The organism is Limnobacter sp. (assembly GCF_964228395.1).
Classification (GTDB): Bacteria; Pseudomonadota; Gammaproteobacteria; order Burkholderiales; family Burkholderiaceae_B; genus Limnobacter.
This window is the reverse complement of the sequence record NZ_CAXQZX010000013.1, coordinates 20,180-39,805: the sequence shown is the minus strand read 5'-3', so window position 1 is coordinate 39,805 and position 19,626 is coordinate 20,180. Positions and strand designations below refer to the sequence as shown.

22 protein-coding genes are annotated in these 19,626 nt (G+C 57.1%); 12 read left to right on the top strand and 10 right to left on the bottom strand.

Annotated elements, in window-relative coordinates; all coding sequences use genetic code 11:
- Positions 1–114: 114 nt before the first annotated feature.
- On the bottom strand, positions 115–906 hold the full coding sequence (locus tag ACEQU8_RS01195; protein ID WP_370260891.1) for a PaaX family transcriptional regulator C-terminal domain-containing protein: 792 nt from the start codon (positions 904–906) through the stop codon (positions 115–117).
- A 111-nt stretch (positions 907–1,017) separates the two neighbouring features.
- On the opposite strand from ACEQU8_RS01195, the gene ACEQU8_RS01190 reads away from it, so the two are divergent.
- The 3 genes from ACEQU8_RS01190 to ACEQU8_RS01180 are packed head-to-tail and all read left to right on the top strand — an operon-like array spanning position 1,018 to position 3,703.
- Positions 1,018–2,028: an MDR family oxidoreductase gene (locus ACEQU8_RS01190; protein WP_370260889.1), complete on the top strand. Its 1,011-nt coding sequence runs from the start codon at positions 1,018–1,020 to the stop codon at positions 2,026–2,028.
- Positions 2,021–2,926, top strand: a complete 906-nt coding sequence (locus ACEQU8_RS01185) for a DMT family transporter (protein WP_370260888.1) — start codon at positions 2,021–2,023, stop codon at positions 2,924–2,926. The genes ACEQU8_RS01190 and ACEQU8_RS01185 overlap by 8 nt, the downstream gene beginning before the upstream one ends.
- An 18-nt stretch (positions 2,927–2,944) precedes the next feature.
- On the top strand, positions 2,945–3,703 hold the full coding sequence (locus tag ACEQU8_RS01180) for a glutathione S-transferase N-terminal domain-containing protein (RefSeq protein ID WP_370260887.1): 759 nt from the start codon (positions 2,945–2,947) through the stop codon (positions 3,701–3,703).
- On the opposite strand, the gene ACEQU8_RS01175 is transcribed toward ACEQU8_RS01180, so the two are convergent.
- Positions 3,700–4,548 carry a hypothetical protein gene (locus ACEQU8_RS01175; protein WP_370260886.1) on the bottom strand — a complete coding sequence of 283 codons (849 nt, stop codon included), beginning with the start codon at positions 4,546–4,548 and terminating at the stop codon, positions 3,700–3,702. The two genes, ACEQU8_RS01180 and ACEQU8_RS01175, sit on opposite strands and share 4 nt — an antisense overlap.
- A gap of 209 nt (positions 4,549–4,757) precedes the next feature.
- On the opposite strand from ACEQU8_RS01175, the gene ACEQU8_RS01170 reads away from it, so the two are divergent.
- Both ACEQU8_RS01170 and ACEQU8_RS01165 read left to right on the top strand, forming a co-directional pair.
- Positions 4,758–6,413, top strand: a complete 1,656-nt coding sequence (locus ACEQU8_RS01170; RefSeq protein ID WP_370260884.1) for a methyl-accepting chemotaxis protein — start codon at positions 4,758–4,760, stop codon at positions 6,411–6,413.
- A 23-nt stretch (positions 6,414–6,436) separates the two neighbouring features.
- The gene (locus ACEQU8_RS01165; protein ID WP_370260883.1) at positions 6,437–6,880 is read left to right on the top strand and encodes a cache domain-containing protein; all 444 of its coding nucleotides are present in this window, start codon (positions 6,437–6,439) and stop codon (positions 6,878–6,880) included.
- A 46-nt stretch (positions 6,881–6,926) separates the two neighbouring features.
- On the opposite strand, the gene ACEQU8_RS01160 is transcribed toward ACEQU8_RS01165, so the two are convergent.
- A complete protein-coding gene (locus ACEQU8_RS01160) occupies positions 6,927–7,619 on the bottom strand; it encodes a fatty acid hydroxylase family protein (RefSeq protein ID WP_370260882.1) in 693 nt (230 codons plus the stop codon).
- 154 nt (positions 7,620–7,773) lie between these two features.
- On the opposite strand from ACEQU8_RS01160, the gene ACEQU8_RS01155 reads away from it, so the two are divergent.
- Positions 7,774–8,541 carry a class II aldolase/adducin family protein gene (locus ACEQU8_RS01155; RefSeq protein WP_370260880.1) on the top strand — a complete coding sequence of 256 codons (768 nt, stop codon included), beginning with the start codon at positions 7,774–7,776 and terminating at the stop codon, positions 8,539–8,541.
- Between the two features lie 30 nt (positions 8,542–8,571).
- On the opposite strand, the gene ACEQU8_RS01150 is transcribed toward ACEQU8_RS01155, so the two are convergent.
- Both ACEQU8_RS01150 and ACEQU8_RS01145 read right to left on the bottom strand, forming a co-directional pair.
- Complete coding sequence (locus tag ACEQU8_RS01150; RefSeq protein WP_370260878.1) at positions 8,572–8,913, bottom strand: cytochrome c; 342 nt, start codon at positions 8,911–8,913, stop codon at positions 8,572–8,574.
- Between the two features lie 30 nt (positions 8,914–8,943).
- Positions 8,944–10,185, bottom strand: coding sequence for an NADH:flavin oxidoreductase/NADH oxidase family protein (locus ACEQU8_RS01145; RefSeq protein ID WP_370260876.1), 1,242 nt, complete (start codon positions 10,183–10,185; stop codon positions 8,944–8,946).
- Between the two features lie 61 nt (positions 10,186–10,246).
- On the opposite strand from ACEQU8_RS01145, the gene ACEQU8_RS01140 reads away from it, so the two are divergent.
- Genes ACEQU8_RS01140 through ACEQU8_RS01125 form a run of 4 tightly spaced genes read left to right on the top strand, consistent with a single transcriptional unit; the run spans position 10,247 to position 13,072 of the window.
- Complete coding sequence (locus ACEQU8_RS01140; RefSeq protein WP_370260875.1) at positions 10,247–11,161, top strand: DMT family transporter; 915 nt, start codon at positions 10,247–10,249, stop codon at positions 11,159–11,161.
- Between the two features lie 10 nt (positions 11,162–11,171).
- Positions 11,172–12,347: an AI-2E family transporter gene (locus tag ACEQU8_RS01135; protein ID WP_370260874.1), complete on the top strand. Its 1,176-nt coding sequence runs from the start codon at positions 11,172–11,174 to the stop codon at positions 12,345–12,347.
- A 57-nt stretch (positions 12,348–12,404) separates the two neighbouring features.
- A complete protein-coding gene (locus tag ACEQU8_RS01130) occupies positions 12,405–12,695 on the top strand; it encodes a nucleotidyltransferase family protein (RefSeq protein WP_370260872.1) in 291 nt (96 codons plus the stop codon).
- Positions 12,692–13,072, top strand: a complete 381-nt coding sequence (locus ACEQU8_RS01125; RefSeq protein ID WP_370260871.1) for a DUF86 domain-containing protein — start codon at positions 12,692–12,694, stop codon at positions 13,070–13,072. The genes ACEQU8_RS01130 and ACEQU8_RS01125 overlap by 4 nt, the downstream gene beginning before the upstream one ends.
- A gap of 86 nt (positions 13,073–13,158) precedes the next feature.
- Here the strand turns inward: ACEQU8_RS01125 and ACEQU8_RS01120 are convergent, their stop codons facing one another.
- The 3 genes from ACEQU8_RS01120 to ACEQU8_RS01110 all read right to left on the bottom strand — a co-directional run bounded on the left by ACEQU8_RS01120 (position 13,159) and on the right by ACEQU8_RS01110 (position 15,311).
- Positions 13,159–14,073 (bottom strand): metal-dependent hydrolase, encoded by a 915-nt coding sequence (locus tag ACEQU8_RS01120; RefSeq protein WP_370260893.1) that lies wholly within the window; start codon positions 14,071–14,073, stop codon positions 13,159–13,161.
- A gap of 204 nt (positions 14,074–14,277) precedes the next feature.
- A complete protein-coding gene (locus ACEQU8_RS01115) occupies positions 14,278–14,697 on the bottom strand; it encodes an acyl-CoA thioesterase (RefSeq protein ID WP_370260870.1) in 420 nt (139 codons plus the stop codon).
- On the bottom strand, positions 14,694–15,311 hold the full coding sequence (locus ACEQU8_RS01110) for a thermonuclease family protein (protein ID WP_370260868.1): 618 nt from the start codon (positions 15,309–15,311) through the stop codon (positions 14,694–14,696). Before ACEQU8_RS01110 ends, ACEQU8_RS01115 begins: the two co-directional genes overlap by 4 nt.
- A gap of 122 nt (positions 15,312–15,433) precedes the next feature.
- On the opposite strand from ACEQU8_RS01110, the gene ACEQU8_RS01105 reads away from it, so the two are divergent.
- Positions 15,434–16,237: a crotonase/enoyl-CoA hydratase family protein gene (locus tag ACEQU8_RS01105; RefSeq protein ID WP_370260867.1), complete on the top strand. Its 804-nt coding sequence runs from the start codon at positions 15,434–15,436 to the stop codon at positions 16,235–16,237.
- A gap of 24 nt (positions 16,238–16,261) precedes the next feature.
- The gene (locus ACEQU8_RS01100; RefSeq protein WP_370260866.1) at positions 16,262–17,674 is read left to right on the top strand and encodes a wax ester/triacylglycerol synthase family O-acyltransferase; all 1,413 of its coding nucleotides are present in this window, start codon (positions 16,262–16,264) and stop codon (positions 17,672–17,674) included.
- A gap of 18 nt (positions 17,675–17,692) precedes the next feature.
- Here the strand turns inward: ACEQU8_RS01100 and bcsR are convergent, their stop codons facing one another.
- Both bcsR and bcsG read right to left on the bottom strand, forming a co-directional pair.
- Complete coding sequence (gene bcsR / locus ACEQU8_RS01095; protein ID WP_370260865.1) at positions 17,693–17,914, bottom strand: BcsR/BcsP family cellulose biosynthesis protein; 222 nt, start codon at positions 17,912–17,914, stop codon at positions 17,693–17,695.
- A gap of 10 nt (positions 17,915–17,924) precedes the next feature.
- Positions 17,925–19,622, bottom strand: coding sequence for a cellulose biosynthesis protein BcsG (gene bcsG / locus ACEQU8_RS01090; RefSeq protein ID WP_370260863.1), 1,698 nt, complete (start codon positions 19,620–19,622; stop codon positions 17,925–17,927).
- Positions 19,623–19,626 lie beyond the last annotated feature (4 nt).

The following is a 19,626-nucleotide window of genomic DNA, read 5'->3' as shown; positions in this document are numbered from 1 at the left end:
GACCTGCTTGCTTCAAGGAGCAAGCGAACCACACAGGCTGGCGCAATGATCGACATGGACCTGCTTGCTTCAGGAAGCAAGCGAACAAAAGAGCAAGCGAACAAAAGAGCCAAGCTAGCCCTCCATCGACGCCCATAATGCCGACCAAATACGCTGTCCCGCTTTGTCCACTTCGTCGACCACCGCCAAGAAGCGATTCCTTGCATCGGCATCCACCCATTCTTCCGGCAAAAAGGGGTCGTACACCACATGTTTGATGGCGGCTCCCCCCAGTAGGAAGGACTCACGTGCTGCCACCTCGGGTTCCAGGGCTTGGTGCCGGTCCAGCCAGGTGCGCATTTTTTTTTCAAGGGTGACGTAGTTGGTCTCTAGTTCGCGGGGGTTCCACAGGCTGGCGATGCGCAGGGTGGCATCCTGGTCAAAATGACTGGCGGCAAATACGGGGGCCTCACGCTCCAGGCCAAGCTTGTACAGGCGGCCACGCACGGCATCCAGGTGGTCTTCAATGTTGTTGGCGCGTATGAACAGGTGTTCATTCAGGGGCTGAAAGCCAAGCATCAGCAAAGCTCGGGCGCGGGCACGTTGCTGCCTGGCTTCGCTGCGTGAAAGCTTTTCGGCTTGGACCACGATGTAACTGCCGTCCCAGGGGCGAACTCGGGTACTTCGGGTGCGCCAGGCGGCTACATCGTCGGCCAGGGTGTGGGCGTCGTCGGTGAGTTGATACAGGGCACGTCCAGCAGACTCAATCAGGCCTTCGGCCGATAAGCGAACCAAGGCCACTCGGGTGTTGTTGACGCTGATGTCAAAAATGGCGCAAGCGGCGATGGCCTGTTTGGCTGAAAGCGGTCGGCCGTTGGCGGCCAGTAGAAGATCGAGAATGAGACTCTTGGCGGTGGGTTTGCGCACGTTGGGTTGCTTGCTTGAATGCTAAAGCTGAAGTGTATGCAAGCGCGGGGGGCAGCGCAAACAGCCCCCCCGTTTGTGCGATGATTGCGGGACAAAAAATGGAGGAGTTCCATGGTGAAGGCCTGGATATCGAGGCAAGCCAGTCAAACCGAAGCCCTGTTGGAAACATTGAGCGACGCTGATTTTCCCAAGGAGGCAGTGGTGCTGCGCGTGCAGTACAGCAGCCTGAACTACAAGGACGCTTTGGCCTTGACCCACACCGCGCCGATTGCGCGCACATACCCCATGGTGCATGGGATTGATGCCGTGGGCGAGGTGGTGGCGTCGGGTTCGCTGCGTTGGCCTGTGGGCACGGTGTGCCAGGTCAACGATTGGGGGTTGGGCGAAACCCACTGGGGCGGCCTGGCCGAAAGGGTGGTGGTGCCGGAGCAATGGGTATCGCCCATTCCGCAAGGGCGCAGCGCCCGCTGGGCCGCTGCTTTGGGCACCGCTGGTTACACCGCCGCTTTGTGTGTAATGGCTTTGCAAGATCACCCGGTGCGACCGGGCGACGGCCCTGTGTTGGTCACAGGGGTTAGCGGAGGCGTGGGCACTGTGAGTTGCTTGTTGCTGAAGTATTTGGGCTATGAGGTCGTGGGGCTGACAGGGTCGATTGATGCCACCGGCGCGCCGGTGTCGGATTCTGCCGCAGCCCACTTTGATCGCTTGGGGTTGGGTGCAAGCCATTTGATTCACCGCGAGTCCATGAACCGGCCAGGCAAACCTTTGCAGAGGGAACAGTTTGCTGCGGTGGTGGACAGTGTTGGAAGCCACACCTTGGTCAATGCCTGTGCACAAACCCGCTACGGCGGGGTGGTTGCTGCGTGTGGGCTTGCGCAGGGCATGGATTTACAAGGCAGTGTGGCCCCGTTTATTTTGCGTGGCATCACGCTGCGTGGCATCAATTGCGTGTTTCGCAGCCATGCCGAGCGCGACCGCGCTTGGGGCCTGTTGGCCAGTGCCTTGGGTGAGTACGATCTGGATTTCATGGTGAAAGAAATTCGCCTGGCGCAGGCCTTGGACGCTGCGCGGCAGGTGCTGGCCAATCAATTACAAGGCCGGGTGGTGGTGAACTGTGCTTGATTCCCGTTTGCGCGCTTTGCCCTACCTGGCGCTGGTGCTGAACGCGTTGGTGTGGGGTTTGTCGTGGTGGCCTTTGCGCGAGCTACAAACTGCGGGCTTGCATCCGCTTTGGTCCTCTGCCGCCACGTATTTGTTGGGCAGTGTGGCCATTGTGTTGTTCAGGCCAACCGTGTTTCGCGAGTTTTTGGCCCACCCGGCCTTGTGGTGGTTGGCGCTGGCGGCGGGCACCACCATGGTTGGGTTTAACTGGGGGGTGTCGATTGCCGAGGTTATACGGGTGGTTCTGCTGTTTTACCTCATGCCCATTTGGGCAGTGTTGTTGGCCCGGCTGGTGTTGGGCGAGCCCATCACCCTGGGAGCCATGCTGCGGGTGTTGATGGCTTTTGTTGGAGCCTTGTTGGTGTTAAGCCCACCGGGAACACTCAGCCTGGCTTTGCCCTCCAACTTGGGCGAATGGTTGGGGCTGCTGGGCGGTGTGGCGTTTGCCTTGAATAATATTTTGTTGCGTCACCAAGAGGCGCGCACCGCACAGGCTCGCCTGTTTGCCATGTTTGTGGGTGGGGTGTTGGCCCCGGCTGCCGTGGCTGCAGTGTTGGCTTGGGTGTTGGGCGCAGGCAATGCGGTGGTGCAGTGGCCGGTGGTGCCCGGCGTGTACGGTTGGGGAGTATTGATGCTGTTCGCGGTGAGCCTGTTGTTGGCCAATTATGGTTTGCAATACGGTGCGTCGCGCTTGCCCGCCAATGTGACAGCGGTGGTGATGTTGTCCGAGGTGGTGTTTGCCACGGTGTCGGCCATTGTGTTGGGCAGCGAGGTGTTGACCCTGCAAACCGCTGTGGGGGGCAGCATGATTTTGATGGCCGCGGCTTTGAGCGCCTGGAGTAACCCCGACCCCCATTGATTGTTCTAAGGAGTGATGATGAACCACTGGATAAAAGTTGCCCTAAGCACGGCCGCCTCTACGGTTCGGGGCTGGCAAGGCCTGATGAGCACGGGCGCAGCAGTGCAGCCTGCAAAACCGTTGAAGCTGTTTGAGTTTGAGGCCTGCCCTTATTGCCGCTTGGTGCGCGAGGTGCTCACAGAATTGGCGCTGGATGCCGAAATTTACCCTTGCCCCAAGGGGGGGCAACGTTACCGGCCCACCGCTCAGGCCTTGGGGGGAAAGCGGCAATTTCCACTCTTGGTGGACGACAACACCGGCGTGATGCTCTACGAATCGGCCGACATCATTGAATACCTATACAAAACCTACGGTCAGCGTGAAGTGCCGCTGCGCTGGAAAATCACCCCGGCACAGATCGCCTCGAGCATGGCCACAACGGCCCTGGGGCTGGGTGCCGGCATGCATGTGCGCCCATCCAAAGCGCCAGAGCAATTGCTGACCCTTTACAGCTTTGAAGCATCGCCCTTTAGCCGTGTGGTGCGCGAGGCGCTTTGCGAACTTGAGATTGCCTACACCCTGGTGAACCTGGGCAAAGAGCAGTTGGCCGACATGGGCGTCAATGGGGTGCATGCTGCGATTGGCGAGTACAGCCCTGTGAAGGGGGGCAAGCGCGAGGCTTTCATGCGCAAAACCAACAAGATGATGGTGCCCTACCTGGAAGACCCCAACACAGGCAAGGCCATGTTTGAATCCCAAGCCATTGTGGCCTACCTCAACCAAACCTACGGCGCCTAGCGCGGAATGAAGTACATGTAGGTGTCGGCCCAACCTTCGGAATAATGCCGAAGGTGCACAGTGTAGTCGCCACGAATGGCCAGCACAGTGTGTGGCACTTGCCAAAAGTGGTCTGGGTGGTTGTGCACTGCCACAGCCAGGGCGGGCTGATCTTCCTGAATGTGCCAGGCCATGCCCTGAACCACTTGCAGCTCATTGCCGTTGGCTTCGATGGTTGCCGCAGCAATCGGTTCCAGAATTTTGTTGTCCAAGGCGCGAGCGCCCACTGCACATGCATCGGCCCGAACCACAAGACCGTGAGTGTAGGGTGCCAGCATGGCGTGAATATTCATGCCTTGTTCCGGGCAGTTAAAAAACTCCATGGTGCGCAGGTTGGCATGCAGACGAAAATCAATCACGCGCTTGTAAATTTCTAGTGACTCGGGGTCGCTGAACAAGGCATTCACAGACTCGAATTGCGCTTGGTGCATGGCATGGCTAAGCTGCGTTTGCGCCAGCGCGGTAACCTGCGGCAGGCGCCCACGGCTGGCTTGCGCAATGGCCAGATAGTCCATGCTGGCCACACCGCGCAAGCGTCGAAGCGACTGCAGGGCAGCGCGTGGTTTGCGACGATGGCAGGTCGAGATCACCATGCTGTCGGCTGGAATTTGATTGGGGGCGATCACCGGTTTGCCGTGATGCACAGCGCCCGCTGAGTCTGTGTCCACAAAGGCGTCGATGCGGGTGCTTTGCGCAATTGCATTGGCATATTCATTCAGCCCCAGCACATAGCGCTTTTGCGGGCCACCACCAAAAAATTCTGCATAAAAGGCGGCCGCGTGTGCGTGGTGGCTTAGTTGCTTCATGATGCTTCTCCCCAAAGGGACCCCCTCGGGATCCAAGTGAATTCAGTCTATGACCATGTGCTCATGGTTTAGGGGTGAAGCAGGTGAGTAAAACGGGCTTAGTTTGGGGGTTCAACCCCCAAATTTTGGTTCACCACCCCGAGCGATGCCCAACCCCACCCCTTGGCTTGTAAGGTGAATGCACCTGTTCAATCACAAAGGCGGTGACCATGAAAACACGCCGTACCCGAGCCATGCCCGCGCTGGGCATTGGTGGCAAGTTGTTGTTGCCACCGTTGGCGATGATTTTTTTATTGCTGGTGGTGGGTGCGTTGTCGTACTGGTCGCTTTCTACCATGCGCGGCTTGGTGGCCGAGGCCTACACGATTCGCTTTCCCCACTACCAAAGCGCCGCGGCAATAGACCGGCAATTGCTGGCCGTGCAATACAACATGTCGCGCTACATCAACAATGCTTTGTCGAATGCCTCAGAGGCCACCTTGGCTGGCATTGAAGCGGGTATGCAACAAGAGATGAACGCGGTGGCGGCCACGTTGAAGCAGCAGGCCGAAAGCGCCGAGCAAAGCGAGCAGGGCCGAGAGGCTGCAGACAACCTGCTGCGCCAAATGACCGCATACCGCCAAACCGTGGCGCAAACGCTGGAGTTTGCTGCGGTGGACCCCAGCATGGCCACGGTGTATTTGCGCAAGACCGAGGCCATTTACGACACCATTGCTGGGTTGTCGCAACAGCAGGTGGCCTTGCAGCAGGCCTTGGGTGAGCAGGCCAGTGTGAAGGCCGAGCAGGTGTTTGAGGCCTCGTGGATGCGCATGCTCGCGGTGGTGTTGGGGGCCATGGTGTTGGCTGGCGGCTTGGTGGTGTTGCTGCGCAAAAACATTCTTCACTCGATTTCTAAAATTTCTGCGGCCCTGACCTTACTTGGCCAAGGGCGACTGAACAGTGCGACACCCCCGCACCATGTGGGCGATGAGGTCTCGCAAATTCTTGCGCAGGTGGGTACGGTCACCGGCAGCCTGCGAGGCTTGGTTCAAGGGGTGACCAACTCGTCGACCGTGGTGAAAGACGCCTGTGGAGACATGCAAACCTTGCTTGAACGCCTGCTGAAAAACAGCCATGCGCAAAGTGAGTGCTCGCAATCGGTGTCGGCCACGGTGGAACAATTTGCCGTGAGTATTGCCTCCATTTCAGACAGCACTCAGAGCTTGCGAGAGCAAACCTCGCAATGCACTGTGCGGCTGGGGCAAAGTGAAAGTGCCGCACATGTGCTGGATGAGGCCTTGATGCAGTTGCAGGCCAGTTTTGCCAGCATGCAAAAACGTGTGGCCTCCTTCGTGGGCAATGCACTGAGCATTTCGAACATGACGCACACCTTGCAAGAGCTTGCAGATCAAACCAATTTGCTGGCGCTCAATGCCTCCATTGAAGCAGCGCGGGCGGGCGAGTTTGGTCGCGGCTTTGCCGTGGTGGCCGAGGAGGTGAGGGGCTTGTCGGAGCGCTCCACACAAGCGGTGCAGTCAATTGCCACCATGTCGGGCGGCATTCAGCAGGAGTCCAAACAAGTGTCGGATGCTCTTCAAAAAGGCACCGAGGCGGTGAGCGATTCCATTGGGAAGCTCAAGGAGCTAAACACGGTAATTCAGCACATGGCGGGCAATGTGCAGCACACGCACAGCAGTGCCGAAAGCATTGGGCGTGCCATTGCTGAGCAATCGGCCGCCTGCCAGGACATGGCGGCTCAAATTGAAAACATCGCAAGAATGATTGAGCAAACCGAAGCATTGGTCTGCGAGTCCGATTGCCTTGTTCAAGAACTCGGCTCGGCATCCAGCACGATGGCGGGCCAGGTAAAGCAGTTCCAGCTATAACAACCAAACCGAGGAGAATTGACATGAGAAAACTATTTTGTACCCTGGCGGCTTTGAGCATCGGCCTGAGTAGCGCTGCGTATGCATCCCCCAAAGAAGAAACCATCGCCTTTGTGAAACAGGCGGCTGCCGAGGTGAAGGCCGGCAAAAAGGAACAAGTGATTCAAGAGGTAAATGCCAAAAACGAGAGATGGTACAAGGGCGAGTTGTATTTGATTGTGCTGGATGCACAGGGCAACCATTTGGCCCACCCCACCAACCAGAAATTGTTGGGCAAGTCCATGCTTGATCTGCCCGATGTGGACGGCAAGTTGTTCAGAAAGGAACGGGTGGACATTGCCAACGGCAAAGGTGAGGGGTGGGTGGACTACAAATACAAAAACCCGCAGTCGGGGCAGGTGGAAGAGAAAAGCCTGTATGTGTTGAAGGCCGGGGATGTGATTTTGTCGGCGGGGGTTTACAAGTAAATAAACTGCGGGGCCGAGCGCAGCGAATGCCTCGGCCCTTTGGGTGTTAACGCCGGTCCCAGGTGCCCATGATCCAGTCCATGATGGGGTAGGTGATGTTGAAGTTTTTGTGCGCCATGATGCGCTGGTCGTGATGCGTGGTGTGCAAGCGCGCAAACCGCGTGAAGCCAGGAATGCGGTGCACCCAATGGTCTTCCTTCAAATGGTAAGACAAATGCAGCAGCTCGTAATTCAAGTAGTAGGCCATGCCAGTGGCCACCAGCAGCAAGGCCACATTGGGGCTAAATAGCCAGGCCGCCAACAAGCCCACCGGCACAAAAAATGCCACCACAAAAAAGGCAACAATGCTCACAGGGAACAGCACGGCGCGGTAGTCCTTGTTGCTGTCGATTTGCATGTGGGTGTCTAGAAAAAAACGGTGATGTTGCAGGGAGTGGCGCTTGTACACAAACCCCAATCCTTTCACAGGCCGATGCATGGCGTATTTGTGGCCAGCCCATTCAGCAAAGTTGGCATACAAAAAAGTGGCGGGTATGGTGAGCCACTCCAACCAGCTTGGGGCGTTTAACCAATAGATGCAGGCGGCGATCACGCCCAGCCCCAGGGTAAGGCTCATGCCCAGATGCAACAGCCCGTTGTAGCGGGGGCCCACGCACTCGGCACGGTAGTCCTGCCTGAAGGTTTGCAGGCTGTCTTCTTTGGATGCTGGCCCGGGCGCGGGCTTGACTTTGGCGTGCATGGTATTACTGCCTCCCATTAAAATTAATTTTATTTGTAATGTTAGCTTGCCCACCTTTGCCTGCAATTTCAAGTGCTTTGCAGGCTTTGAACAGGCCACGCTGGTACACTTTGACCAAAGCAAAAGAACGCAAGCAGCCCAAGGAGACCTCAGCATGAACGCACCACTTGCCAGCAACCCCCCCGCCCACATTGCCCCCGCCGAGTGGCAAGCCCGAGTGGATTTGGCTGCCGCCTACAGGCTGGTGGCCCTGCATGGTTGGGACGATTTGGTGTTTACCCACATTTCGGCCCGCGTGCCCGGTGAGGACGGTCATTTTTTGATCAACCCTTACGGCTTTATGTTTGAGGAAATCACGGCCAGCAGCTTGGTGAAGGTGAACATGAATTGCGAGAAAGTTGACAACAGCCCGCACGATGTCAACCCGGCTGGGTTTACCATCCACAGCGCGGTGCACGCTGTGCGGCACGATGCCCACTGCGTGATGCACACCCACACGGTGGCTGGGGTGGCGGTAAGCGCTCAGGCGCAGGGTTTGTTGCCGATTTCGCAGCAGTCCTTGTTCCCCATGGCCGGGCTGGCTTACCACGACTACGAAGGCTTGGCCCTGCGGGAAGACGAGAAGGCCCGCCTGCAGGCCGATCTGGGCCAGGCCAACACCATGATTTTGCGCAACCATGGTTTGCTCACCTGCGGCCCCTCGGTGGCCGACGCATTTTTAAACATGTTTATTTTGCAGCGCGCCTGCGAGGTACAAATTGCCGCACAGTCGGGCGGTGCCACCCTAATACCCATTGCACAACCCATTGTGGATGGCATCAAGGCTGCTGCGGCCCAAGTCACTCGTGGGTTGGGGGGCAATATCGCCTGGCCAGCCCTGCTGCGCAAGCTCGATCGTGAACAGCCTGATTTTAGAAGTTAACCCCGGGTCAGCGTTGACCGAGGTTTGGCATCACTGGCGCTGGGCGTTGCCGCCAGTGACGGTGGACACATACTTGGCCAGAATGTTCATTTGATCAATGGTCAAGTGGTCTACGAACGGGGGCATGCCCCGCTTGCCATTTTTTAGGGCGTTCAATACGCGTTCTTCACTGGGTTTGAGTTCGTCCAGCACGGGGCCAATTTTGCCCTTGGCCCCAGCATCTGCCAGGGTGTGGCAAATGGCGCAGGCCGGCTCGGCATCCGTTTGGAACAGCTTTCGGCCTTGGGCCAGCACGCTGGCTTCGTCGGCCTGGGCCAGGGTGGGCAGCCACAGCAGGGCCAGAGTAAATGCAATTTTCGGGACGTGGGCCATGGCATGTTCCAAGGAGGTGGGCCTCTTAGTTTACGCCCGCATGCGCCGTGCTTTGAAGAGGCCCCAGCTGCTTTCGATGAGGTAAAACACCAGCACTTTGATGGGGTGTTCGTTGGGGATGGGGTTTTTGCCTTTGCCCAAGCGATGGATTTGGCGGGTGTACCACTGAATTTCAAGCAGTCCGCTGCGGTCGATGGCCTTCACCCCCGTGACGAGCGGTTTAACCGGGTACAGCGCTTCCTGATCGGCCAACAGGCGCTTGGGCAGGTCGGGTTCAATGGCAATGGAGCGGGCCAGGCCGATCAAATCCACCGCGCCGCTGTTCAGCGCTTCTTTCATGCCGCCCACCGTGCGAAAGCCGCCTGTGAGCATCAAAGGCACCTTGCAAACGGCGCGCACTTTCTCTGTGAAGTCTATGAAGTAAGCCTCGCGTTTGAGGGTGCTTTCTTTTTTGGGCTGGGCGGTGGCGCCAGTCATGGCAGGGGCCTCGTAGGTGCCGCCAGAAATTTCAATCATGTCAATGCCGCGTTCGGTGAGTGCCTGAATCACAGCCAGTGATTCCTCCTCCGAGAAACCGCCTTTTTGGAAGTCTGCGGAGTTGAGCTTGATGCCCACGGGGAAGTTGGGGCCCACTTGCCTGCGTACCTCGTCGTACACGGCCAGCACGAAGCGGCGGCGGTTTTCAGGGCTGCCTCCCCACTGGTCGGTGCGCTGGTTGCTGTGGGGGCTTAAAAACTGGCTGATGAGGTATCCATGCGCTCCGTGAATCTGTACGCCATCAAAGCCCGCGTCTTTGCACACCTTGGCGGCACGGCCCCAGCGGGCAATCAGGTCAAGTATTTCGTGTTCTTCCAAGGCCCGGGGGGTGGCAAACATCATTTGCAGGCTTTTGTGAAACGGAATGGCCGAGGGAGACACGGTTTCTTTGTTCATGCCCTTGGGGCACTGTTTGCCGGGGTGATTGATTTGCACCCAAATTTTACCGCCGTTGGCCTGGCCGGCTTTGGCCCAATCTTTCAGCAGGGGCAGGTCGCGGTCATCCTCAATCACGACGTTGCCGGGCTCTGCACGCGCGCGCCGGTCTATCATGACATTCCCGGTTATATTCAAACCGATGCCGCCGGCGGTCCAGCGCTCGTACACCCGAACCAGTTTGGGTGTGACGCGGTTGTCCTGCGTGCCCAGTGCTTCGCTCATGGCGGCTTTAACCAGCCGGTTGGGCAATGTGGCACCGCAGGGCAGGGTGAGGGGGTCGCGTAGTTCGATGCGCATGGATTGTCTCCGCTTTTTTATTAAATTGAAAATACTTGTTGTCAAATATTAGCTTGCCCACATGAAAAATATTGAAGTCCGCACACTAATCTTCACCGTGTTGGCCATGTGCGCATTTGCAGCCAATTCCCTGCTGTGCAGGGCGGCTTTGGGCGCCGGGCAAATTGACCCAGCCAGTTTTACTGCCATTCGCTTGTTCAGTGGGGCGCTCACCTTGTGGGCGTGCTTGAAGTGGCAGGCCAAGGGGGGGCAGCGTGGAAGCTGGGCGGGCGCTTGGGCCTTGTTTGCTTATGCGGTGCTGTTTTCGTTGGCCTACATCCACTTAAGCACCGGCACGGGGGCCTTGGTGTTGTTTGGCAGTGTACAGCTCAGCATGATTGCCTATGCCGCTACGCGGGGTGACCGGCTACAGGGCTTGCGTGCCTTGGGCGCGGTTGTGGCTGTGGTGGGCTTGGTGTTGTTGTTGTGGCCCAATATGCAACGGCCCGAATCCGCCTGGGCCGTGTTGAGCATGGCGGGGGCTGGTGTAAGTTGGGGGGTGTATTCCGTGGTGGGGAAGGGGTCGAGTACCCCGTTGGCTGACACGGCAGGCAATTTTTCCCGGGCTTCGCTGTTGATGGCGGTGGTCATGGCATTGGTGTTGTGGGCTGTGCACCAGAATGTGCATATCCCGGGCATCACCCAGGCTCGGGGCTTGGCCTTGTACACGGTGAGCCTGCCTGCGCCCACGGCCATGGGGATGTTGTTGGCCCTGGCCTCGGGATGCTTGGCCAGTGGTATTGGGTATGCCCTGTGGTATCGGGTGTTGCCCGGTTTGCCCACCACCTCCGCGGCCAGCGTGCAGCTTAGCGTGCCCGTGATCGCAGCCTTGGCCGGCGTGCTGCTGCTTGGCGAGGCACTCACGGGTGGCTTGCTGGTCTCCATGGTGATGACCCTGGGCGGCGTTTATTTGGTGTTGCGCGGCAAAAGACGATGAGGAATTTAAATTGAGCACTGAGGAACAACAGCCTGGCCCGGCCAGGCATGTACAGCAGTCCATCGGCAGGACAAGGCAGATTGCGCTGGCCGAGGTGGCCCAGGCTTTTTATTTACGCAATTGGGCCTTGTTGCTGAGTGCCGGCCTGGTGCTGCTGTTCACCATTCAGTTGTGGAGTGTGCTGGCCCCCTTTGTGGCAGCGTTTGCGCTGGCTTACCTCATGCACGGCCCTAGCCGCTGGGTGCACAAACGCTTGCGTGGTCGTGTGCCTTTGTCGGTTTGCGCGGTGGTCACGTTTTTTGGGTTGATCCTGTTGTTCTCAAGCTTTGGTCTGTTGTTTATTCCGGTGGTGCTTACCCAGCTTGATTTGATTCAAAACAACCTGCCCCAGTTGGTGGTGAACATTAAGCGGTCGGTGTTGCCATGGGTCAACGATTTGTTTGGTTTGGAAATCTCGGTAGACAGCGCAGGCGTGCGCCAACGCATCGCCCAGTACATCAGCGAAAATCGCGGCACACTGGCTGAGGTCAGCACCAAAATTTTGCGCTCGGGCTCGCAGTCGGTGTTGGGCATCACGGGTTTTGTGTCGCTCACCGTGGTGGCAACCTTGTTTATTTTGCCGGGCTGGACCCAGTTTACCCAGGCTGTGCAGCGCTTGTTCCCTGTGCATCTGTGGCGGCGCACCCGGCCCTTGCTGGTTGAAATCGACACGGTTTTGAACGAATACATCAAGGGCATGTTGATTGTGGTGCTGTTTTTGAGCACGTTTTATTCGGTGGGCTTGAGCATTGCGGGTTTAAAAAGCGGTTGGGCCATTGGCATTTTGGCGGGTTTGCTCAGCGTGGTGCCCTACCTGGGTTTCACGGTGGCCCTCTTGGTGGCTTTGCTGACCGCCGCGCTTGAGTTGCAAGGCCTTTGGCCGCTGGTGTGGGTGCTGGTGGTGTTTGTGGTGGGCCAAATGTTGGAAGGTTTTGTGCTGACGCCCTTGGTGGTGGGCGATAAAATTGGCCTGTCTGCCATTTCGGTGATTTTTGCTTTGGCGTTTTTTGGCGCCTTGTTTGGCTTGGTTGGCGTGTTTTTGGCCTTGCCATTGGCCGCAATTTTCAAGGTGGCCTACATGCACGCATTTGAGTGGTATGTGCGCAGCGACTACTACCGGCAGGAAGAGCCAGGCCCGGGGGCTTAAAAATGAGACAGTATTTGTTTATCCTTAACCGATATTTTTAAGTGTTGGAGACGATCAATGAAACCATCAGAGGCTTTGGCTTTGAACCGTCATGCAATCCGACAGGTCGTAGCGTCTCATCATGCTGGTAACGCAAGGGTTTTTGGCTCTGTACTCATTGGTACTGACACAGAAAATAGCGATCTCGATCTTTTGATTGATCCAACGCCCGAGACGACTCTGATGGATGTGGCAGCAATTCAGGTCGAGTTACAGTCTTTGCTAGGTGTACATGTCGATGTGCTGACCCCCAAGGCCTTGCCGGAAACATTTCGTAGCAAGGTTCTTGCTGAAGCTGTGGCGGTATGACTGGTGCCCCTCGCGTTGGTGATTATCTAGGGCACATTCTTCAGGCCATCGAGCGCATACAGCGTTACACAAGGGACATGAGTAAGGCTTCGTTCCTTGGCAGTGAACTTGTGCAAGACGCAGCTATCCGAAATATTGAGATCATTGGCGAAGCTGCACGCAATGTTATGCGTGAAGCTCCCGGTTTTGCGACACTCCATAGCAATATTCCCTGGCAGGTGATGTACACGATGCGCAATCGTGTATCGCATGGCTATCATCAGGTGGATATGGATATCGTGTGGAATACCATACATCGTGACCTTCCGCACTTGTATGGTCTGGTCAAAATTATTGTTGATCAACACCAATACAACGTCAAGGACTCGGGCGGGTAGCAAAAAAAAACCCGGTGAAGGCAAGCCCGCACCGGGTGTTCAAGGGTTTTCGTCACGAAAACCAGCTGAGAAGAAGGTTACCTAATTCACGCGGCGGCGTTGGCCTTGAGTTGGCTGTTCATGCGAGCGCGAATGGCATTGGTGATGTCGGTGTTGGGTGCGCGGCCAGACTTCTCGACCTTGGCCACAAAGCTGTCGATTTCTTCCAGCAGGTGGCTGTTGTCGTGCTCCCAGGGGTGGAAGTCGGCTTTGAAGTAATCGGTGAACTCGCCACTGAGCACAGGCTTGCGCAACACGCCCACCTCTTTGCCCCACAGCATGCGGTGGCAGGTCAAAAAGCCTTTCAAGTGGCCGCCTTTGATGGTTTTGTCGGCAAACACCAAGCGAGCATGGAACACGGCCACCAGTGGCCAAAACACCAGGGTGGCAATCACCATGGCTGCGCGGCGCAAAAACCGATTCAACAGGGTGTTGGGAATCACATGATTCCACACATCGTAGGCCACCGCTTTGTGTTCGGTTTCTTCATACGAGTGCCACATCCACATTTGCTTGAATGCGGGGTCGGAGCGCTCACCCAACACAGCCGGGTTGCGAAGCACTTGGTCGGCCAGCAATGCGGTGTAGTGTTCCAATGCGATGGTGGCAGCCAGGGTCATTTTCTTGCCCAGTCGCTTTTTAACACCCGCCAGGAAGGACCACAAAAAACTGTCCAGCTTGGAGGCGGGCAAGCCTGCACGGTCCAGCATTTCGTTGTATTCCACGTGCTCGCGGCTGTGCATGGCCTCTTGACCAATGAATGCCACCACGGCTTGTTTCAACTGTGGGTCGGTGATTTGGTCGCGGTAGTTGCGAACAGCATCCATGAACATGCGCTCGCCAGCCGGGAAAAACAGGGACAAGGCATTGAGGAAGTGGGTGACGTGCGCACCACGCTCGTGCCAAGTGCCAATTTGGCTTTCGGGCAAATTCAATTTCACATCGCGGCGGACAGGCATGATGTTTTTCATGGTTTGACTCCTACACCTTCGTTTTATTTGTGTGTCACAATCAAACGTGACAGTTGCCAATGTAACAATAAAAAAACGGCTCGGCAATGGCTCAAACTGAGGAGCACTTCTAAAAAAAGGCTTCAATTTCAAGGTGTTGCAGTGCAGCAGGCTTGTTGATTGAGTTGCTGCCCCTTGTTGGGTAAGTGCTTGACTTTACAGGGTGTGCAGGTGCGTCAAATAGCGTTCAGGAATGGGGGTGGAGCGCCCGGTGTCGGGATGCACCCACACCAACTTGGCGCTTCCGGTGGCCACCAGCTGGTCGGGGGCGTCGACTCGTCGAAGCTCGTAGCGTTGCACCAGGCTGCTTCTACCGACTTCACCGGCCAAGACGCGAACCTCCACCGTGCCCGGGGCTTTTAGCTCGCGCAAAAAGCTGCATTCGGTGTGAACAATGACCACGTAGGCTGGGTTGTTGTCCAGGTGCTGGGGGTGTAGGTCTATCCATTCCACCCGTGCCTGTTCAAAGCAGCGAAAGTACACCGTGTTGTTGACATGGCCGAGTTGGTCCATGTCGCCCCAGCGCAAAGGCAAGGTCGTGCTGTACAAGGGCTTGGGTTCAGGGTTGTTGTTCATTGGTTTAGGCGTTGTTGGCTGCGCCACTCCCATGGCGCTTGGGGTTTGGGTTTGCCCCAAAGCCCGAGTTTTTGCTCGCGGGCAAGATTTTCGGCGGCTTCGTAGGCTTGCCGATCGACACGGCTCTGGGTGTTGGCGTAATTGCGATACCACCACAAATGGCCCTGCTCAATGCCCAGCAGGTTGATGTCGACATCGCCGGGGCACAGAGCTTGCCCGCAGGGCTCGCCGGGCAGAACCACCTTGCCCACCACGCGCTTGTAGCGATCGGTGTTGTTGATGACGATTTTCACGGGTTTGTTCAGCACCTGGGCGCTCAGCCATTGCTGGGCTTGCTCACCGTGGGCTTGTTGTAATTCAGGGGCGTCTACCGCATGCATGCGGATTTTTTGGCTGCGACCATCGACATCGCGCACGGTGAGGGTGTCGCCATCGGCAACGCGAATTACCGTTCCCATCAACAACGAACCCGCTTTGGCGTTGTTGGGGTCCGCCTGCGCGCCGCCCCCACCCGGCCCGTAAGGGCTGGCGTACACGCCCAACAGGGCCACGGCCAAGGCAAGCACCTTCAGCAGAGTGCCAGAATTTAGAATGGTAAAACGCTTTTTTGACATTGATTGCTCATGGGCCCGCCCATGCAAAAACAAGCTGGCAGGGATGTTACTACACCGTTAATATATTCACACCAGCAAGCCCGCCCACGGGCGCATATAACAACGACACACCAGAGACTACCATGGACCGAATTTCCCTCCAGTTCAACGCCGACAACACCGTCGCCACCGTGGCATTAAACCGCCCAGACAAACACAATGGCGTGGATTGGCCCATGCTCAAGCAGATGAGCAAAATGCAGCAACAGCTGGCCAAGCACCGCAATTTGCGCGCGGTGGTGCTCAAGGGCGAGGGGGCCTCTTTTTGTGCCGGGCTGGATTTTAAATCGGTGCTGGCCGACCCCAAAACTGCGGCGGTGATGTATGCCAACCTGTGGTTGCCCATGCGCAATATTTTCCAGCGCTGGAGCACGGGCTGGCGCGATCTGGGTGTGCCTGTGATCGCGCAAATTCATGGCAACTGTTTTGGTGCCGGCATTCAATTGGCTTTGGGGGCGGACATCCGCGTGTGCACGCCGGATGCGAAATTGTCGATTCTGGAGGCCAAATGGGGTTTGGTGCCCGACATGGGGGGCGGTGCCTTGTTGCGCGAATTGGTGCCAGTGGACGTGGCCAAAGAGCTAACCATGACAGGCCGCACCCTGAGTGGTGAGCAGGCCAAGGCCTTGGGTTTGGTCAGCCATGTTGAAACCAACCCCGAGGCCAAAGTGCAGGCGTTGATTCGAGAAATACTAAGCCGCTCGCCCGACTCGGTGGCAGCGAGCAAGTTCATGATTCAAAACATTTGGGGTGTGGATGCGGCGGCGCACCTGACCCAAGAGCGGCGTTGGCAACGCCGTTTGCTGGGGTTTAAAAACCAACGCATTTCGGTGCAAAAAAACAGCAAATCGCCAGATTTGCCATTTGCCAAGCGCCAAATCCGCTAACAACAACAATCGGAGACCTCTTCCATGAAAGCACTCACCCCCAACGACCAGTTGTTTTTGTGGCTGGAGCGCCGCAATCAGCCCATGCATGTGGGCGGGCTCATTTTGCTCAAGCCCGGCCCCGGCCAAACCACCAGCAGCTATGTGCGAAAGGTTGTTAATGACATGCGCACCTTCGACGAGCCGGTGGCTCCGTTTAACCTGCGTTTGAAGTCGCGCCTGGGGATGTGGTTCTGGGTGGAAGACGATGAGTTTGACCTGGAAGCGCATTTTATTCACTTGTCCCTGCCAAAGCCGGGTCGCATCCGTGAGTTGCTGGAGTTGACCTCCAAGCTGCATGCCAGCCCCCTGGACCGTGCCAAGCCCTTGTGGGAAGCCTATGTGATTGATGGCCTGGAAGACGGGCGGGTGGCTTTGTACACCAAGGTTCACCATGCCTTGGTTGATGGCGTGGCCTGCATGAAAATGTTGCAGCGTTCCATGGCCGATAACATCGATATTTTGGATACGCCGCCGTTTTGGGCCAACCCCAACTTGCGAGGCCAAGCCCGGCGCTCGGAGGCTGGGGAGGGCGTGGCCACCCTGCTGGCGCAGGCGTTCGACTCAGTAAAAACACAGGTGTTGAGCTTGCCCAAAGTGGCCAAGGAGGTGGGCCGTTCCTTGTGGCAAACCAGCGTGGCCGATCCCGATTTTGTGTCGGTGATTCAGGCCCCACGCAGCGTGTTGAACCGGCGAATAACCGCCTCACGGCGGGTGGCGGCCCAGTCTTGGAGCATGGCGCGCATCAAGGCCTGTGCCACCGATTTGAATATGACCTTGAACGATGTGGTGCTGGCCATGTGTGGCTCGGCACTTCGCACCTATTTGATGGAGTTGAATGCGCTGCCTGCTCGCCCACTGGTGGCCATGGTGCCGGTGTCCTTGCGCAAAGACGACTCGGCCACTGGCAACCACGTGGCCCTGTTGTTGGCCAACCTCGCTACCGATACCGAAGACCCTGTGGAGCGCATTGAAAAAATTGCTCGCTCGGTGAACCACTCCAAAGAACGGTTTGCCAACATGACGCAAACCGAGATCATGAACTACGTGGCCACCATGATGGGCATCAGCGGTTTGAATATGCTCACTGGCATTGCGCCCAAGCTGCAGGCTTTCAATATTGTGATTTCCAACGTGCCTGGCCCCAAGCACCGCCTGTATTTCAATGGTGCCGAGGTGGACGGGGTGTACCCTGTGTCTTTGCTGCTGGATGGCCAGGCGCTGAACATCACCTTGAACAGTTATGACGGCAAACTGGAGTTTGGTTTGGTGGCCTGCAGGCGCACCATGCCTTCCATGCAACGCCTGTTGCAGTTTTTGGAAGATGGGTTGGTCGAACTAGAGCAGGCCGCGCAAGCCGAAATGCAGGCCAATGTGCGCCAGCGGCAGAGTGCCTGAGTGGCTTTTTAAAAAATCTTAAGCGGAGTTTTGGCCTTCGCTGCTGGTGGAGGCCACCGTGACGTTAAACAAAAAAGGCCAGCGCTGAAGTGAGTCGTACACGGCTTGGTCTTGTTGAATGTCCTGGTACATGTGGTGGTCAAAGCCCTCCAGTTGCGCCGACAGGGCGTAGATGTCGTGCGCCAGGTCAGCGGGCGGTAAAAACATGGCAGGTGGCGATTGTGGGTCGAATTCGGCCATGCGTCTTACCTCAAGGTTGTGCGTTTTCTACAGGCCCGAGCTTTTTCCACTCGGTGCCCGGGGCTTTTAGCCAGAAAAACCCCTGGCTTTCCATCACTGTGATGTTGCCCTGTTGAGCAACAAAACGTGTGCGGGGCAGGTCAGCCATCAAAAGGGGCAGTGCAGGTTGCAGCTGTTGTTCTGGGGTGAGGGCCAACCAGCGGGAAATCAACTCGCTCAAGGCCAGGTAACTCACCGACTGCTTCACGGTAACCGGTTCGGTGCGGGTGTTGACGTATCCGGGTGCAACCCAGTAGCCAAACACCGGTACCCGGGTAATGGCAGGCGTGGGCAATTCGCGCAGACCAACCAATTGGCCATATTCGCCACTTAGGCCGGCCCCGTGCTCGGGGACCACCAACACCAAGGCCTTGCGGTTGCTGCGGCGAATCTCGCTCAGCAGTGATTGCAGGTCGTTGAGCAAACGCTCCAGTCGAATAGGATACGTTTGAAGGCTGTTTTGTTTGCTGTTCGGTAAGCGGTTGCCATCGTGCAGGGTGATGCTGTTGTAGTAAAAGGCAACCGCATCAGCCTGAGAATCCAGCCGCTTGTTCCACCAGGCCCGCAGGTAATCGCCATCGCGGCCAATTTGCGAGCCGTCAAAGGCTTCCACCCCAACGGGCACCTCTTCGTGAGACAAGCGTTGAATGGCCTGTGCGCCCAAGTTGCTGCGTACCTGGTTGCTAAAATCCTGAAAGCGGCCATCGTGGTTCAAGCCCATTTGAACCTCAAAGCCGGTGGCGCGAAGCTGTTCAAATAGCAGGCAAGAGTCTTGTGGGCTTTTGTACAGGTCATCGTGGGGAGTTTGCCCGCAGCGCCCACGCAGCAGTCGAATGGCGGCCGGGCCGCTGTAGCTGGTGGCCGAGTTAAACTGCTCAAACATAAAGTCAGCTGAACGCAGTGCAGGGTGTTGAGTCATTTTGGCGTACTGCATATCGGCCCAAGACATGGAACAAATTTGCAGCACCAAAATATCAAAGTCGGGCTGGGCCGGTGGCGAGAATGGTTGCATCACCAGCTTGGACTGCCGCTCAAAAAACCCTTGCAGCACGCCCCCGGGCCCCACCTCGCCCGATTGTTGGTCGCGTAGCGCCGCCGGGTTGGCTTTGTCCCGCGCCACCTGCAACTTTTTAAAATCCACTTGGCCCAAAGCCAACAATTCAGCCGGTGAGAGGTTCTCACGCGCTTGAGCCAGGGGCTCAGCCACTTCCACTTTGAGTTCTGTGGGTTGCGCAAGCAGGTGAACTTGCGCCACTTGCCAGCCGCCCAGGCCCAACAAACTGGCCGCCACCCAAGCGCTGATGCGGAAGTAACGGTCCATGGCGCGCACCAGGAGCAGGGCCGCCAGCCCTGTCCACAGCATCCACGGCGGCACAGAGCGTTTGAACAACTCCCACAAGTAATCGAGTGAAAAACCAAACAAGGCGCGTATTTGGTCCACCAGCGCCCAAGACACCACCAAGCCCAATTCTTGTAGCAAAAGCGCCAAAGCAGGCACTGCAAACACGGCGTAGCGCAACAAGCCAATGATACGGCGGTGTTGGTATAAAGCAGGGTTGGTGATTAGCAGCAGGGCAAACAGCAGCAGGTTAAGCCAAGGGTTGATCACCAGCACCCCGGCAAAGTGCAGAACGATCTTGATGATGAAATACAGGTTCCAGATCAGCACGGGA

Bases quoted from the DNA above. Each gene is read 5' to 3' on its own strand.
- ACEQU8_RS01115 (WP_370260870.1), bottom strand. From the start codon at position 14,697: ATGAACAACAACCCTGAACCCAAGCCCTTGTACAGCACGACCTTGCCT.
- ACEQU8_RS01160 (WP_370260882.1), bottom strand. From the start codon at position 7,619: ATGCACGCCAAAGTCAAGCCCGCGCCCGGGCCAGCATCCAAAGAAGAC.
- ACEQU8_RS01190 (WP_370260889.1), top strand. From the start codon at position 1,018: ATGGTGAAGGCCTGGATATCGAGGCAAGCCAGTCAAACCGAAGCCCTG.
- ACEQU8_RS01130 (WP_370260872.1), top strand. From the start codon at position 12,405: ATGAAACCATCAGAGGCTTTGGCTTTGAACCGTCATGCAATCCGACAG.
- ACEQU8_RS01180 (WP_370260887.1), top strand. From the start codon at position 2,945: ATGAACCACTGGATAAAAGTTGCCCTAAGCACGGCCGCCTCTACGGTT.
- ACEQU8_RS01170 (WP_370260884.1), top strand. From the start codon at position 4,758: ATGAAAACACGCCGTACCCGAGCCATGCCCGCGCTGGGCATTGGTGGC.
- ACEQU8_RS01105 (WP_370260867.1), top strand. From the start codon at position 15,434: ATGGACCGAATTTCCCTCCAGTTCAACGCCGACAACACCGTCGCCACC.
- ACEQU8_RS01100 (WP_370260866.1), top strand. From the start codon at position 16,262: ATGAAAGCACTCACCCCCAACGACCAGTTGTTTTTGTGGCTGGAGCGC.
- ACEQU8_RS01110 (WP_370260868.1), bottom strand. From the start codon at position 15,311: ATGTCAAAAAAGCGTTTTACCATTCTAAATTCTGGCACTCTGCTGAAG.
- ACEQU8_RS01140 (WP_370260875.1), top strand. From the start codon at position 10,247: ATGAAAAATATTGAAGTCCGCACACTAATCTTCACCGTGTTGGCCATG.
- ACEQU8_RS01175 (WP_370260886.1), bottom strand. From the start codon at position 4,548: ATGAAGCAACTAAGCCACCACGCACACGCGGCCGCCTTTTATGCAGAA.
- ACEQU8_RS01145 (WP_370260876.1), bottom strand. From the start codon at position 10,185: ATGCGCATCGAACTACGCGACCCCCTCACCCTGCCCTGCGGTGCCACA.
- bcsR (WP_370260865.1), bottom strand. From the start codon at position 17,914: ATGGCCGAATTCGACCCACAATCGCCACCTGCCATGTTTTTACCGCCC.
- ACEQU8_RS01165 (WP_370260883.1), top strand. From the start codon at position 6,437: ATGAGAAAACTATTTTGTACCCTGGCGGCTTTGAGCATCGGCCTGAGT.
- ACEQU8_RS01155 (WP_370260880.1), top strand. From the start codon at position 7,774: ATGAACGCACCACTTGCCAGCAACCCCCCCGCCCACATTGCCCCCGCC.
- ACEQU8_RS01150 (WP_370260878.1), bottom strand. From the start codon at position 8,913: ATGGCCCACGTCCCGAAAATTGCATTTACTCTGGCCCTGCTGTGGCTG.
- ACEQU8_RS01125 (WP_370260871.1), top strand. From the start codon at position 12,692: ATGACTGGTGCCCCTCGCGTTGGTGATTATCTAGGGCACATTCTTCAG.